Annotated in this window: 11 protein-coding genes; 6 read left to right on the top strand and 5 right to left on the bottom strand. The window is 61.6% G+C overall.

Going from position 1 to position 13,936, the window contains the following annotated elements; genetic code table 11:
* The first annotated feature begins 81 nt into the window (after nucleotides 1-81).
* The 3 genes from BMY67_RS00945 (at nucleotide 82) to BMY67_RS00935 (ending at nucleotide 3,589) form a co-directional block, all read left to right on the top strand.
* On the top strand, nucleotides 82-2,532 hold the full coding sequence (locus tag BMY67_RS00945) for a TonB-dependent receptor (RefSeq protein WP_092767433.1): 2,451 nt from the start codon (nucleotides 82-84) through the stop codon (nucleotides 2,530-2,532).
* 146 nt (nucleotides 2,533-2,678) lie between these two features.
* Nucleotides 2,679-3,128 (top strand): DUF6526 family protein, encoded by a 450-nt coding sequence (locus BMY67_RS00940; RefSeq protein WP_092767431.1) that lies wholly within the window; start codon nucleotides 2,679-2,681, stop codon nucleotides 3,126-3,128.
* Nucleotides 3,129-3,286: 158 nt separating this feature from the next.
* Nucleotides 3,287-3,589 (top strand): DUF4286 family protein, encoded by a 303-nt coding sequence (locus BMY67_RS00935; protein WP_092767429.1) that lies wholly within the window; start codon nucleotides 3,287-3,289, stop codon nucleotides 3,587-3,589.
* A gap of 295 nt (nucleotides 3,590-3,884) precedes the next feature.
* On the opposite strand, the gene BMY67_RS00930 is transcribed toward BMY67_RS00935, so the two are convergent.
* From BMY67_RS00930 to BMY67_RS00920, 3 genes are all read right to left on the bottom strand, one after another.
* A complete protein-coding gene (locus tag BMY67_RS00930) occupies nucleotides 3,885-4,391 on the bottom strand; it encodes a GNAT family N-acetyltransferase (RefSeq protein WP_092767427.1) in 507 nt (168 codons plus the stop codon).
* Nucleotides 4,392-4,571: 180 nt separating this feature from the next.
* Entirely contained in the window at nucleotides 4,572-4,790 is a 219-nt protein-coding gene (locus tag BMY67_RS00925) for a hypothetical protein (protein WP_092767425.1), read from the bottom strand.
* A 137-nt stretch (nucleotides 4,791-4,927) separates the two neighbouring features.
* Entirely contained in the window at nucleotides 4,928-7,120 is a 2,193-nt protein-coding gene (locus BMY67_RS00920) for a prolyl oligopeptidase family serine peptidase (protein WP_092769517.1), read from the bottom strand.
* 203 nt (nucleotides 7,121-7,323) lie between these two features.
* On the opposite strand from BMY67_RS00920, the gene BMY67_RS00915 reads away from it, so the two are divergent.
* From BMY67_RS00915 to BMY67_RS00910, 3 genes are read left to right on the top strand one after another with little or no spacing between them, the layout of a single operon-like run.
* Complete coding sequence (locus BMY67_RS00915) at nucleotides 7,324-9,738, top strand: TonB-dependent receptor (protein ID WP_092767424.1); 2,415 nt, start codon at nucleotides 7,324-7,326, stop codon at nucleotides 9,736-9,738.
* A gap of 4 nt (nucleotides 9,739-9,742) precedes the next feature.
* Nucleotides 9,743-9,946 carry a hypothetical protein gene (locus BMY67_RS18735; RefSeq protein ID WP_143069653.1) on the top strand — a complete coding sequence of 68 codons (204 nt, stop codon included), beginning with the start codon at nucleotides 9,743-9,745 and terminating at the stop codon, nucleotides 9,944-9,946.
* Complete coding sequence (locus tag BMY67_RS00910; protein ID WP_092767422.1) at nucleotides 9,943-11,088, top strand: PepSY-associated TM helix domain-containing protein; 1,146 nt, start codon at nucleotides 9,943-9,945, stop codon at nucleotides 11,086-11,088. The genes BMY67_RS18735 and BMY67_RS00910 overlap by 4 nt, the downstream gene beginning before the upstream one ends.
* A gap of 82 nt (nucleotides 11,089-11,170) precedes the next feature.
* Here the strand turns inward: BMY67_RS00910 and BMY67_RS00905 are convergent, their stop codons facing one another.
* Together BMY67_RS00905 and BMY67_RS00900 are read right to left on the bottom strand one after the other, a co-directional pair.
* Complete coding sequence (locus tag BMY67_RS00905) at nucleotides 11,171-11,848, bottom strand: hypothetical protein (protein ID WP_092767420.1); 678 nt, start codon at nucleotides 11,846-11,848, stop codon at nucleotides 11,171-11,173.
* Nucleotides 11,849-12,303: 455 nt separating this feature from the next.
* The gene (locus BMY67_RS00900) at nucleotides 12,304-13,764 is read right to left on the bottom strand and encodes a hypothetical protein (protein ID WP_092767418.1); all 1,461 of its coding nucleotides are present in this window, start codon (nucleotides 13,762-13,764) and stop codon (nucleotides 12,304-12,306) included.
* Between the last annotated feature and the right edge of the window lie 172 nt (nucleotides 13,765-13,936).

The raw sequence follows: 13,936 nt of genomic DNA, 5'->3' as shown, positions 1-13,936 counted from the left end.
CTGCTAGCGCTTGACCATTAGCTGGTCGCGTAGCAGCTGCGTCACTTCGTTGGCTGCTGGTCTCCTCCGTTTTCTGCTTTTATGCTTAAGTTTTTTATCACGACGAGCCTGGCGCTCGGCTCGGGCCTGGCTGTGGCCCAGACTTCCATGCCGGCTCCGACACGCGCCGCGGCCAATGCGCCCGTCACGGGCCGCGTTACCGACGCGGCTACCGGCGAGCCCCTGCCCGGGGCTACCATTTACTTCCCCGACCTGCGCCAGGCTACGGCCACCGACGAGGACGGCCGGTTCAGCTTCGCCGACCTGCCCCGGGGCCGGTTTCTGATGCAGGTGCGCTTCGTTGGTTACTCGACGGTGGCCCGCACCGTAGATACGGGCGCGGGCGCGGCGCTGAATATGGCGCTGGAACCCACGGCCACCGAAATCGGGCAGGTGGTGGTAACGGGCGTGTCGGCCAGCACGGAACTGCGCCGCTCGCCGGTGCCCACTACCGTAGTCGGCCAAAGCCAGTTGCAGCAAAGCTCGGCCACCAACGCTGTGGATGCGCTGGCCCACGTGCCCGGTCTGAACCAGCTTACGACGGGGGCCGCTATCAGCAAGCCCGTTATCCGGGGGCTGGGGTCCAACCGCGTCATCACCCTCAACAACGGCGCCAAGCAGGAGGGCCAGCAGTGGGGCGATGAGCACGGCATCGAAATCGACGAGTTCAGCATCGATAGGGCCGAGATTATCAAAGGGCCGGGCTCGTTGCTGTATGGCTCCGACGGGCTGGCGGGCGTCATCAACTTTCTGCCCCCCGAGCCCGTGGCCGAGGGCCGGGTGCTGGGTGCCGTGGCCGCCACCTACCAGGCCAACAACCAGCAGCAGGGCTATTCGCTCTGGAACGCGGGCAACCTGAACGGCCTGAACTGGCAGCTGCGCGGCTCGGGCAAGCTGGCCGGCAACTACCGCAACCGCTACGACGGCCGGGTGTACAACTCGGGCTTCCGGGAGCTGGACGGCAGCGGCTACGTGGGCCTGAACAAAAGCTGGGGCTACTCGCACCTCACCTTCAACTCCTTCAACCAGCAGCTGGGCCTGATTGAGGGCGCCCGCGACTCGCTGACGGGCCGTTTCCTGAAAGAAGTGCCCACGGCCGCCGGCGACGAGCTAACCGACGTACCGGTTTCCGACGCCGATTTGCGCGGCTACGGTCTGGCCGTGCCCCGCCAGCAGGTCAACCACCTGCGCATCGGCCTCGACAACAGCTTTATTCTGGGCCGGCACCGGCTGACGGCCAACCTGGGGTGGCAGCAGAACCTGCGCCGGGAGTTCGGCAACGCGCTGGTGCCGGCCGAAACCTCGCTCTTCTTCCAGCTGCGCACCGTGGATTACGCCGTGCGCTGGTTTCTGCCCGAGATGAACGGCTGGAACACCACGTTTGGCGTGAGCGGGATGCAGCAGGAAAACCAGAACAGGGGCGTGGAGTTCCTGATTCCGGCCTATAGGCTGCTCGATGGCGGCCTGTTCGGCGTAACCAAAAAGAGCTTCGGCCGGCTCGATGTAAGCGGGGGCCTGCGCTACGATTTGCGCCGCATCAAGGCCGACGCGCTGTACCTGGACGCCGACGGGCAGCCGGTGCCCGCCGGGCAAGGCGAAACCAAGTTCGGGGGCTTCACGAGCACCTTCCGCAACGTGAGCGGCAGCCTGGGCGGGTCGTATTCGCTGGGCGAGAACCTGGTGCTTAAGGCCAACGCGGCCCGCGGCTTTCGGGCGCCCAACATTGCCGAGCTGGGCTCGAACGGCAAGCACGAGGGCACCGTGCGCTACGAAATCGGGGAGCCCAACCTGCGGGCCGAAACCAGCTTCCAGCTCGATGGCGGCCTGGCCTTCACCTCCGAGCACGTGGATTTGTCGGTCGACGCGTTCCGTAACCGCATCAGCAACTACATATTCCCGAGCGTGCTGGGAGCGGCCGGCGGCGGCGACTCGCTGTCGGTGGAGGGCGACCGGGTGTTCCGCTACGGGCAGGGCGATGCGCGGCTGGCGGGCGGCGAAATCAGCCTCGATTTGCACCCCCACCCGCTCGACTGGCTGCACTTCGAAAACTCGTTTTCGCTGGTGCGGGCCGTGCAGCTGGGCCAGCCCGCCGGCCAGCGCCACCTGCCGTTTATTCCGGCCGACCGGTTTCAGTCGGAGCTGCGGGTGAACTTTGCCAAGGTGGGCGGCTCGCGGCTGCGCAACCTGTACGCCCGTACGGCGCTGGAGCACAATTTCGCCCAGAACCGCATCTTCTCAGCCTTCGATACCGAAACCCGCACGGCCGGCTACACGCTGGTAAACCTGGGGCTGGGCTCCGATGTGGTGTCGGCCAAAGACCGCACGCTGTTCTCGCTTTACCTGACGCTCAATAACGTGTTCGATGTAGCCTACCAGAACCACCTGAGCCGCCTCAAGTACACCGACGTAAACTACGCCACCGGCCGGCCGGGCGTGTTCAACATGGGCCGCAACCTGAGCGTGAAACTCATTGTGCCGCTGTCGTTCAAGTAAGACAGCCGGCCGCCCCCGCTTGCGGGTGGCGCGCCTTTCAAAGCGTGGCTGTTGCGCGCCTGAACCAACAGAAAACCTAAACGCCGGCCATTGGCCGGCGTTTTTGCGTATCAGCAGTTCACCCATTTCTCCTCAACCCGCATCCTATGGCCGCCAAACCGACCAAGAACAAGCCCATGTTTTACCCCTGGCACCACTTTGTGCTGCTGCCGGCGGCCCTCATTCTGGCCATCTACGGCGTGCGGCGCTACCTTGATGTGGCCGGCGACGACTCCGAAATTTCCCGCCTCTGGTTTACGGTGGCTGCCTTGGCCGTCGTTGGCTTCGGGGTGCTGCTGATGCTGCGCCAGCACTACGCCCTCACGCTGCAAGACCGGCTGCTGCGCCTGGAAGTGCGCCAGCGCTACTTCGAGGTAACCGGCCAGAGCCTGCGCCCGCTCGAAGACAAACTAAAGCTCGGCCAGATTCTGGCCCTGCGATTCGCCGGCGACGCCGAGCTGGCCGAGCTCACCCAGGCCGCCATCCGCGAAAACCTGTCGTCGAAAGACATTCAGGCCCGCATCCAGGATTTCCACTTCGACCATATGCGCGTTTGATTAGGGGGCCGGCGGTTGGCCGGCAACCAGCAGGCCCTGGCGTTAAAAATGCCGGCTTCAGGATTTTTTAGCTGACTTTTGCGTTGCGCTATTTCGGGCCATTCGCCCCGAAATAGCGCAACGTTCCTTTCAACCCTATTCCCCGGCCCCAACCAGCCATGATTTTATACAACGTAACCACCAGCCTCGACCCGGAAATTGCCGACCAGTGGCTGGCCTACATGCAGGACACCCACATGCCGGAAGTGCTGGCTACCGGCTTCTTCCTGAAGGCCCAGCTTTGCCGGATGCTCGATGAAGAGGAAGGCGGCATCACCTACGCCTCGCAGTACTATGCCGTGAGCCGGGAGCAGCTCGAAACCTACCAGCAAGTGGCCGCCCCCGCCCTGATTGCCGATATGGACCGCCACTTCGGCGGCCGCTACGCTTCTTTCCGCACCATGCTGGAAGTGCTTGGCTAATGGTGGAAAACGTGGCCCGGCCTTCAATGCTTGGCATGAGTTAAAAACTAGCCACTAGCTCCCCTCCTTTCCAAGGAGGGGCTGGGGGTGGTTGAGGATGCAGGAACGATGATTAGAGCTAGTTTCTAGCCTCCGTTCAACGCTAATCAACCACCCCCAGCCCCTCCTTTCCAAGGAGGGGAGCTAGTTTTTTAGCTGCTAATTCTAACTCACACTAAGCGTTTCAGTCCGTAGCACGCTGGTTGGAACGGCCAAACCAGCGGGCTACGGACTGAAGTCCGGGCCACGTTACCCCCTATTCTTCCCGCACGGCCGCTTCCACAGCCGGGTCGCAGGGGAAATCCTGAATTTGCTCGGCGGTGAGGTTGCCGTTGTACCACTCGGGGTCGAGGTTAGCGCCCAGCTTCTTGTAGAAGCCAATGGCCGGCTCGTTCCAGTCCAGCACCTGCCAGCGGAGGCGGTGCGCCCCGGTATGGCGCGCTTCGGCCACCACGGCCTCGAACAGCCGGCGGCCCAGGCCGGTGCCGCGCATGGCCTCGGTCACGACCAGGTCTTCCAGAAACAGCATCCGGCCCTTCCAGGTCGAGTAGGCGGTGTAGTAGAGCGCAATGCCCACAATGGGCCCCTCGGGCACTTCCAGGGCCACGAAAAAGCCAAAGATGGGCTCGGGGCCAAACCCGTCGCGCTGCATATCGGCCAGCGTGTTCGTGACTTCGTTGGCGGCCTTTTCATACTCGGCCAGCTCCTGAATCAGGGCCAGCACCTGCGGCAAGTCGGCCTCCCGGCCCCGGCGAATAAACATGGATGGAGAAGTGAGAAGTGAGAAGCGTCCGTAAAATGCGGCCCTTTGAAAGGAAGAAGCGCACGCGAGTGCTCTTTGTCCGGGGCCCGTCGGCCACTCCTAAGATAGAGGCCTTAACGCGAAAAGAGCAGCGCCCCGGTGGGTACGCTGCTCTTTTTGCTGTTGGCCAGAAAGGGGCAATTACATCACCGGCTGCATTTTCTTGATGGATTCGGTGGCGTTGACCGCGTTGATTTCGCGCGTAGCATCGGTTTTGCCGCCGGTTGTATCTACCGGTGCGGGGTATTCGAGGGGCTTCACGGTCATGTCTTCGTCCCGCTTATTATCGGGGTTGCTACACGAAGTGGCGGAGAGCAGCAGCGAACCGGCCAGCAGGCCGAGCAGGGATATTTTTTTCATATCAGAAAGAGAAAGACGAAAGCAGTTACGCGGTTTGCAGCCGCAAAGATACGGTAAATGAGTTGTCAGTTATTGGTTGTCAGTTGTCAGTACCATTAAATAAACGGCCTGACAACTGACAACCAACAACTGACAACTTACTTGCTAAACGGCTGAACGCCCATGTTGTAGAAGGCGAAGGACCAGACGTCGGCCCACTCCTGGATTTGAAGCTTGGTGCTTTTGCCGGCGCCGTGGCCCGCGTTGACGTCGACGCGGATGAGCTGGGGGTTGGGGCCGGTGTTGGCGGCTTGCAGAGCGGCGGCGTATTTAAACGAGTGGGCTGGCACCACGCGGTCGTCGTGGTCGGCGGTGGTAATCATGGTGGCGGGGTAGGCGGCCGGCTTCAGGTTGTGCAGCGGCGAGAACTTGTACAGGTTCTGGAACTGCTCGTAGTTGTCGGAGGTGCCGTACTCGGGGGCCCAGTTCCAGCCGATGGTGAACTTCTGGTAGCGCAGCATATCCATCACGCCCACGGCCGGGAAGGCCACTTTGCACAGGTCGGGGCGCTGGGTCATGGTAGCGCCCACCAGCAGGCCGCCGTTCGAGCCGCCGGCAATGGCGAGGCGGTCGGCGCTGGTGTAGCCCTGCACCTTCAGGTACTCGGCGGCGGCAATGAAGTCGTCGAACACGTTCTGCTTTTTGGGCGTCATGCCGGCCTGGTGCCAGGCTTCGCCGTACTCGCCGCCACCCCGCAGGTTCGGAATGGCCAGCACGCCCCCGTTTTCGAGCCACAGCATGCGGGCCACCGAGAAGCTGGGCGTGAGCGAGATGTTGAAGCCGCCGTAGGCATACAGGTAAGTCGGGTTCTGGCCGTCGAGCTTGAGGCCCTTCTTGTGGGTGATGAACATGGGCACCTTGGTGCCGTCCTTGCTCTGGTAGAAAACCTGGGTCGTGACGTAATCCGGCGGGTTTACATCCACCTTCGGGGCCCGGAACACGGTGCTGGTGTTGGTGGCCAGGTCGTACTTATAGATGGTGGTGGGGTAGGTGAACGAGGTGAAGGCGTAGTACACCTGCTTGGCATCGCGCTTGCCGCCGAAGCCCGAGGCCGTGCCGATGGCCGGCAGGGCCACATCGTGCTTGAACTCGCCCTTCTCGGTGTACACTTTAATCAGGCTGCTGGCGTCCTTCAGGTACGAGGCCACCAGGTAGCCGCCCACGTGGTCGACGCCCTCCAGCTTCTGCTGGGTTTCGGGCAGCACGGTTTTCCAGTTTTTCTCCTGGGGCTTTTTGGGGTCGATGAGCACGACGCGGTAGTTGGGCGCGCCGTTGTTGGTGAGCACCAGCAGCTGCCCGCCCACGTTGCCGACCACCGAGTTATTGTGCTCGTAGCTCGTGATGATAGACGTAAAGCTTCCCTCCTGCCGCCGGTCGGTCAGGTCGCGCACTGAGATGCGGTTGCCGTCGGCCTTGCCATCGGTGAGGTAGAGCACCAGGAACCGCTCGTCGTCGGTGGTGCCCACGGTGCGGAAGCCCAGCGGGCTTTTGGGGTCCTCGTATACCAGCCGGTCGGTGCTTTGGGGCTTGCCCAGCTGATGGTAGTACACCTTGTGGAACTCGTTTTTGCCGGCCAGCTTGTTTTCGCCAGCCTTGGGCGCGTCGTAACGGCTATAAAAGAAGCCGTTCTTGTACCAGGCCGCGCCCGACACCTTCACCCAGTCGAGCTGGTCGGCCAGCGGCTGGCGGGTTTTCAGGTCGAGCACCTTCATCGTCTGCCAGTCGGAGCCGCCGCCGCTGGTGGCGTAGGCCATGTAGCGCTGGTCGTTGGAGTAGTAGGTGCCGGCCAGGGCCGTGGTGCCATCGGCCGAGAACTTGTTGGGGTCGAGCAGCACGTCGGGCTGGCCCTGGGTGCCGTCGCCCTGCTGCACGTAGAGCACGGCCTGGTTCTGGAGGCCGTCGTTCTTGCTGAAATACAGCTGGTTGCCCTCCTGGTGCGGGATGCCGAACTTCTCATAGTTCCAGAGCGTAGTCAGCCGCTCGCGGATTTTGTCGCGGAACGGAATCTGCTCCAGGTAGCCGAACGTCACCTTGTTTTCGGCCGTCACCCAGCTCTTGGTTTCGGGTGCATCGGGGTCTTCGAGCCAGCGGTAAGGGTCGGCTACCGTAGTGCCGAAATAGTCGTCTTTCTGGTCGGATTTGCGGGTTTCGGGGTAGTTGAGCACGAACTTGGCAGAAGTGGGAGCGGCGGTTTTAACGTCGGGAGTGGCCGCGGTTGGCCCAGTTGGCTGGGAGGAGCGGCAGGCGGCCAGGCCGGCCAACGCCAGCAGCGGAATGGTAAGAGTGCGCATGGGAAGAAACAAGTAGGGGTGAAAGCCGAAGATAGCCGACAAGTTTGGCAGATGCCCCCGGGGATCCGAATTCCGTGCCCCACCGCCCCGCCCTGCCCGCCTTTCAACAGGACAGGTAGCAGACTTATTTTTATTCATAATTTTTCTAAATAACATTTCTCGCCTTTCTTTGCAGCAATTAAGATTCATTCTAAACAACCGACATGTTTCATCTTCGCCTGCTGGGCCTCACTTCTGCCGCGCTGTTTTGCGCCCTCACCGTGCAGGCTCAGCAAACGGCCACCATTCGGGGCCGCGTTACCACCATCGATGGCCGCCCGGCCGAATCGGTAACGGTGGGGCTGAAAGGCCACAACCAGGGAGCCATTACCAACGGCCGGGGCGAGTACGCCATTGAGCGTGTGGCCGACGGGCAGTACACGGTGGTGGTGTCGGCCGTGGGCCTGAAAACGACCGAGCAGCCGGTAACCGTGCGCGACGGCCAGGCCACGGCCGTGGACTTCGTGCTGGCCGAAAACGCCGAGCAGCTCCGGGAAGTGGTTATCAGCGGCAACCGCACCAATAAGTTCGCCCGCAAGGCCAGCGAGTACGTGGGTAAGATGCCGCTCAGCAACCTCGAAAACCCGCAGGTGTACGCCACGGTGGGCAAAGAGCTACTGGCGGAGCAGCTGGTGTTTTCGGTGGACGACGCCACGCGCAATGCTCCGGGCGTGCAGAAAATGTGGGACGCCACCGGCCGCGGCGGCGACGGCGGCGCGTTCTATGGCAGCCGGGGTTTCATCGTGTCGAGCCAGCTGCGCAACGGCGTGGCCGGCAACGTCACCAGCGACATCGACGCCATCAACCTCGAAAAACTGGAGGTGATTAAGGGTCCCTCGGCCACGCTGTTCGGCAGCTCGCTTACCTCGTACGGCGGCCTGCTGAACCGCGTAACCAAGAAGCCGCTCGATGAATTCGGGGGCGAAGTGAACGTGGCGGCCGGCTCCTACGGCTTCCACCGCGTATCGGCCGACGTGAACCTGGTGGATGCTTCGGCTCCGGCCGGGCAGCCCAAAACGCTGGCCTTCCGCCTCAACACAGCCTACACCTACGAAGACAGCTTCCAGAACCTCGACTCGCCGGGCTTCACCAAAAGCCTGGCCGTGGCCCCGAGCCTGCAATTCCGGCCCTCCGAGCGGCTGACGGTGAACGTGGACGCCGAGATTTACAAGGGCACCAACGTGGGCAAGCAGGTTATCTTCTTCTATGAGCCCTCGGCGGCGCTGGGCTTCGACCGGGCCGATAAGGCGCCGCTCAACTACCGGCAGTCGTACCAGGGCGCGGGCCTGACCCAGGATACGCGCAGCACCAACCTGTTCGGGCAGGTGCAGTACCGCATTTCGCCCGCCTTCACCACCACCACCTACCTCACCAGCAGCCACAGCTACTCCAACGGCTTCAACCCCTACTTCTACCTGCTGCCCAACAACCGGCTGGTGCGCGCCGACCAATCGACCGACAACAGCCAGCGCACCGTGTTCGAGGCCCAGCAGCTGCTCAACGGCGACTTCCGGGTAGGCAACCTGCGCAACCGCATGGTGGTGGGCCTCGACTTCCTGCGCGTGACCTCCGACGTGACTTTCCTGGGCGGCAACATCGATACGATTTCGCTTAGTGCCCCCGGCAGCATCATCCGCGGCTTCAATGGCCCGAGCGTGGCGGCCAAGTACGCGGCCCAGCCCCCCGGCCAGTACCTGATTACGACCATTACCAACACCTACAGCGCCTTCGTATCGGACGTGCTGAACCTGACCGACCGGCTGAGCGTGCTGGCCGCGCTGCGCATCGACCACTTCGACAACAAGGGCGGGCTGCTGTACTCGCCGGTAGCGGCGTACGCCCAAACGGCCTTCTCGCCCAAGTTCGGGGCCGTGTACCAGCCAGTGAAAGACCGGGTGAGCGTGTTTGCCAACTACCAGAACAGCTTTCAGAACCTGGGTGTGTACCTGAACGGCGGCGGCAGTAGCCTGGTAGCCCGGCCCGAGCGCGCCAACCAGTGGGAGGGCGGTGTGAAGCTGGATGCCGCCGGCGGCCGCCTCAGCGCCACAGTGAGCTACTACGATATTTACGTGAAGGACCGCCTGCGCGTGGTCAGCTACAATGCCGATTTTCAGGCCATCAGCGCCCAGGATGCCAACCAGCGCAGCAAGGGCATAGAGGTAAGCGTGGTGGCCAACCCGCTGCCGGGCCTGAACGTGGTGGGCGGCTTTGCCTACAACGACTCGAAGTTTGAAACTCAGGATGAAACCGTGGACGGCCGCCGGCCCAACACGGCCTCCTCGCCCATTGTGGCCAACGCCTGGCTGAGCTACCGCCAGCCGACCGGCCCGTTGCAGGGCCTGGGGGCCGGTTTCGGGGGCAACTACGCCAACGAGAACCGGGTGCAGAACACCAGCACCAACGTATTTACGCTGCCCAGCTACACCATTCTCAACGCCAGCCTGTTCTACGACCAGCCCCGCTACCGCCTCTCGGCCAAGGTCGACAACCTCACCGACAAGCAGTACTGGACCGGCTACACCACCATGAACCCGCAGAAGCTGCGCAGCATTATCGGCAGCATCGCCTACAAGTTTTAGCCCGATGAGCAGCCCGCGCCAGCCGCCCGAACCGCACGCCGCCATGCCGGCCTGGAGCTGCGCGGGCTGCCGGCTCTGCCACCTCACCCCCGACCACCAGCTGTGCCGGCTGCGCCATCTGCTACGCTGGCTGGATGCTCAGCCGGCAGCTGCTCCTCCCCTACTACCGCCGCCCAACCGGCCACCAATCAACCCGACTACCCCATGACGTTCAAGAAAATCAGCGGTAAGCTGCACCTGTGGCTGGGGCTGTCCTCGGGACTGATTGTGTTCATTGTGAGCATCACGGGGGCCATATTCGTGTTTCAGGACGAAATCCGGGACCTGACGGAACCCTGGCGCAAAGTGGAGGTGCAGGCCACGGCGCCCCTGCTGCCCTCGCGTTTGCAGGCGGCGGCGCTGGCCACGCACCCCGGCATTGCCGCCCGGGATACGTGGTTTACCTACTTCGGGCCCGAGCGTTCGGCCACCGTGTTTTTTACTGATAAGTCGGGGGCGCCCATTCAGGTATACCTGAACCCCTATACCGGGCGGGTGCTGCACGAGCAGGATTTGCGCACTCACTTCTTCACCATCGTGCAGGAAATCCACATGCACCTGCTGCTGCCCGAGGCGGTGGCCAAATGGGTGGTGGGCATTGGCATCAGCATTTTTGTGGTGATGCTGGGCACGGGCATTGTGCTGTGGTGGCCCAAGCGGAAACAGGAGCGTAAGCAGCGTTTCACCGTGAAGTGGGGCGCCCGCTGGCGGCGCGTGAACTACGATTTGCACAACGTGCTGGGCTTCTACGTGGCCAGCATTGCGCTGGTGCTGGCCCTGTCGGGTTTATTCATGATGTATCCCTGGATGCTCAACGTCACGGTATTCGCCATCGACGGCAAGTGGCCGCCCGCGCCGGAGCAGCTCACGCCCAGAATCGATACGCTGCAAACCGTGCCCACTGCCGCGCAGCCTCTGCCGGACGTAGCTTACCGCACCATCCGCCGCCAGTTGCCCGGCACCCACATGCTAATTATCTCGCCGGCGGGCACCGGCAAAGCGGCCCTGCAATGCTGGGCCTACGAGCGGGCCCTGCACTACTACTACCGCAGCGAGTTCTTCTTCCACCCGACCTCGGGCCAGCTGCTGCGCACCACGCCCCACAGCCAAAAGAGCAACGGCACCAGGTTTTCCGACATGAACTACGACCTACACACCGGCCAGCTACTGGGCCTGGGCGGCAAAATAGTAGCCTTCCTGGCCAGCCTGATTTCGGCCAGCCTGCCCGTTACGGGCACCATCGTGTGGTGGGGCCGCCGCAACAAGAAGAAGAAACCGCGCCCACAGCCGGCTCTCAGCGCCCAGGGCTGAAGCCCTGGGCTAGTCAGCGTGAACAGCCGAAGCTGCGGTTTAGAGCTAGAAAGCTAGCTGGTCTGTAGCCTCCTCGCACCCCCTACTGCATGCGCCCCACTTTCGGAATCACCTGAATCAGGAAGCGCTTGTTGTCGCCTTCGCGGCGGCCCTGGTAGCGGCCGGTGCCAAAGAAGCCACTGCCCCCGATGATCAGCTCGATGTTGCGGTCCTGGCCAAAATCGAGGCCGTTCTGCTTCCAGAAGTTGAGCAGATTAAGCGCCCGGCGGTAGCTGAGCTGGTAGGTGGTTTGCTCCTCGCGCTGGTTGCGCGGGTCGCCGGCCGGGTAGCGGGCGGCCATGCCCTCCACAATCACGAGGTAGCGCACGGGCTGGTCGGTTTTAATGCTTTTGAGCACCGTGCGCAACGTGCGGCCCGCCTGCAGCAGGGCGGGCTTGTAAGCGTCCTGGATTTCGTCGCGGCCGGCTTTGAACTGCACCGGCACCAGCAGCTCGTGCCGCTCGTTGGCGGGGTCGTACTTGAAGTATTTGCCTTCCAGCCGCTCCAGCGAGCGGCGGATTTTGGTTATCTGCTCCAGCTCCTCGGCCTTGGCCTTCAGCTCGCCGTTGGCCTGCTTCAACTCCCCCTCGCGGTCCTTAAACAGCTTGAAGCTGTACACGAACAGCACCAGCATCACCACGAACAGCGACGTCATCAGGTCCACGTAGCTGGGCCAGAAGAAGTCGTTGTTTTGGCGGTTGTTGGAGGAGGGGTTGTTCATATATTCAATTGATGCTTTGCCTTATTTTTTATCCAATAATCAACGCATCAGCATTTTATAACTCTCATTATATTAGAAGAATACAGCTTCTCGCTTCACGTTTCTCTCAACAAACTCAATTGCTAACTCTGGAATTTCAAAAAACCATCTACGCTCATTATCATAGGTTGAGGCAACGTATTTATCATCATGGAAATAAAGGCACAAAAAGTTATCAGCAACCCCACGTTCATAGCCATTATATCGCTCCAATTGTAAACGGCCCAAACTAATGCAGGGCAATAAGTATCGAATGATTCTGGATGAACGACACAGTTTCAACAACTCAGCTGTTTTATTAGGATAGAAGTGAGATGGAAACTTCGATAAGCGGTTTGCAACGTCTTGCCATCTTTCATTATTAACAATTACGCTATGAATACCCTCCATAATTGCACGTATCCATATGGTTACTATTACACCGGCTTTACGCCCCCAAACAGGCTGTCCATAAACCGCTGGAAACGGTTCTTGGATGTGGCTTTCACCAGCACCGTGTTCAGGTTGGAAATTTCCGCTAGTAGCTTGGCCTGAATCTGGGAGTCCAGCTCCACTTTGCGGAGTAGCTCGCGCTGGGTGGCGGTTACGTCGCGGCTGAGGTCGGTTTGCTGGGCATTGAGGCTTTGCAGGGGCTCCAGCTGCTTGAGGAGCTTCTCGAAGATGTTGTCGGCGTTAAGCTGCTCGTAGTACTGCTGCCACTTTTCGTAGGCCAGCTGGGCCTGGCGCTCATTCTGGTTCTGGCGCTGGGTGAGGATGTCGGCCAGGCTGATGCCGGCCTGGTCGATGTGCTGCTCGGCCCGGTCGCGCAGGTTGCGCAGCTCGGTCTGGTGCTTCTGGAAGAAATCCAGCATCAGCTGCACCGAGTTGTTGCCGCTGCCCACGTACTGGCCCAGGTCGTTGATGCCCTTCTCGAAGCCCCGCAGCCGGTCGAGAATCCCGTTCACGCTCTGGGCCGACTGGTAGCCGTTTTCCAGCATCTGGTTGAGCTGCTGCTGGTAGCCGGTGAAAGCCGCGAACAGCTCGGCCGACTCGCGCACCTTGTCGAACACGGCAATGTTGGCGGCGGCCATCTTGTCGTAGCCAATCGTGTCGAGGCGCTGCAGAAAGTCGCTCTGCACCTTGATGTTGGCCGTCACCTTGTCCATGAGCGGGTTGAACAAGTCCACCTGGCCCACGAACTGCTGGTTGAAGGCATCGAGCACCGATTTGAGGTTGTTGAGGCTGCCGGCCATATCGGAGTGCAGAATGGGCAGCAGCCGCACCTGGAGCACGGTGTAATACTGGTTCTGGCGGCCGTCGAGCTGGCGGCGGGCCTCGCGCAGCAACCCGTTGCCGAGCAGCGTGAGCAGCAGCCCCACAAACGAGCCCGTCATGGCAATCAGCACGCCGGTCAGGAAGGGCGTCAGCGCATTTTCGTCGGAAACTCCGTTGCGGGCAATGCCCACGAGGCCCAGAATCACGCCCAGAAACGTGCCCAGCAGGCCTAAGTACAGGGGCGTCGAAACGTTGGCCTGTACCTCGTTGTCGAGCACCTGGCTGCGGCGCTCCGATATATCCTTGAGAATCCCGAAATCGGCCGCCGCGCCCTTGTTGTGGCGCAGGTAGTCGTTGGTGTCGAGCAGGATTTCCTGGAACTCAGTCGAGGGGCTATCGGCCTTGAGCAGGGTAGCCGGATAGGCGTCGGCGGGGGCATCAGCGGCGTATTCGGGCAGGTCGCGGCCGTCGGGCAGCACGAGGCGCTGCTCCACCCGCAGGGTTTCGCGGGGCGGGTACAGCTGGCTGAGCTGGCGGGTTTTGGCGCGGGTTTGCAGGAACGTGCGAATCTGCAGGCCCACCACCACCAGCACCACCAGGACTTCAAGGGCAATTTCAAGCATAGATTACGAAGCTACAGCTATTCGTGAGTAGCCAGGAAAAACCTGTCATCCTGAGCATTCCGCGTATCAAGCGGCGACGAAGGACCTTATAACCCTAAAACGAATCGTAGCTAAGGTCGTTTTAGGGTTATAAGGTCCTTCGTCGCCGCTTGATACGCGGAATGCTCAGGAT

It is taken from the genome of Hymenobacter actinosclerus (assembly GCF_900111515.1).
GTDB classification, from domain to species: Bacteria; Bacteroidota; Bacteroidia; order Cytophagales; family Hymenobacteraceae; genus Hymenobacter; species Hymenobacter actinosclerus.
This window is presented reverse-complemented; position numbering and strand designations above follow the sequence as displayed.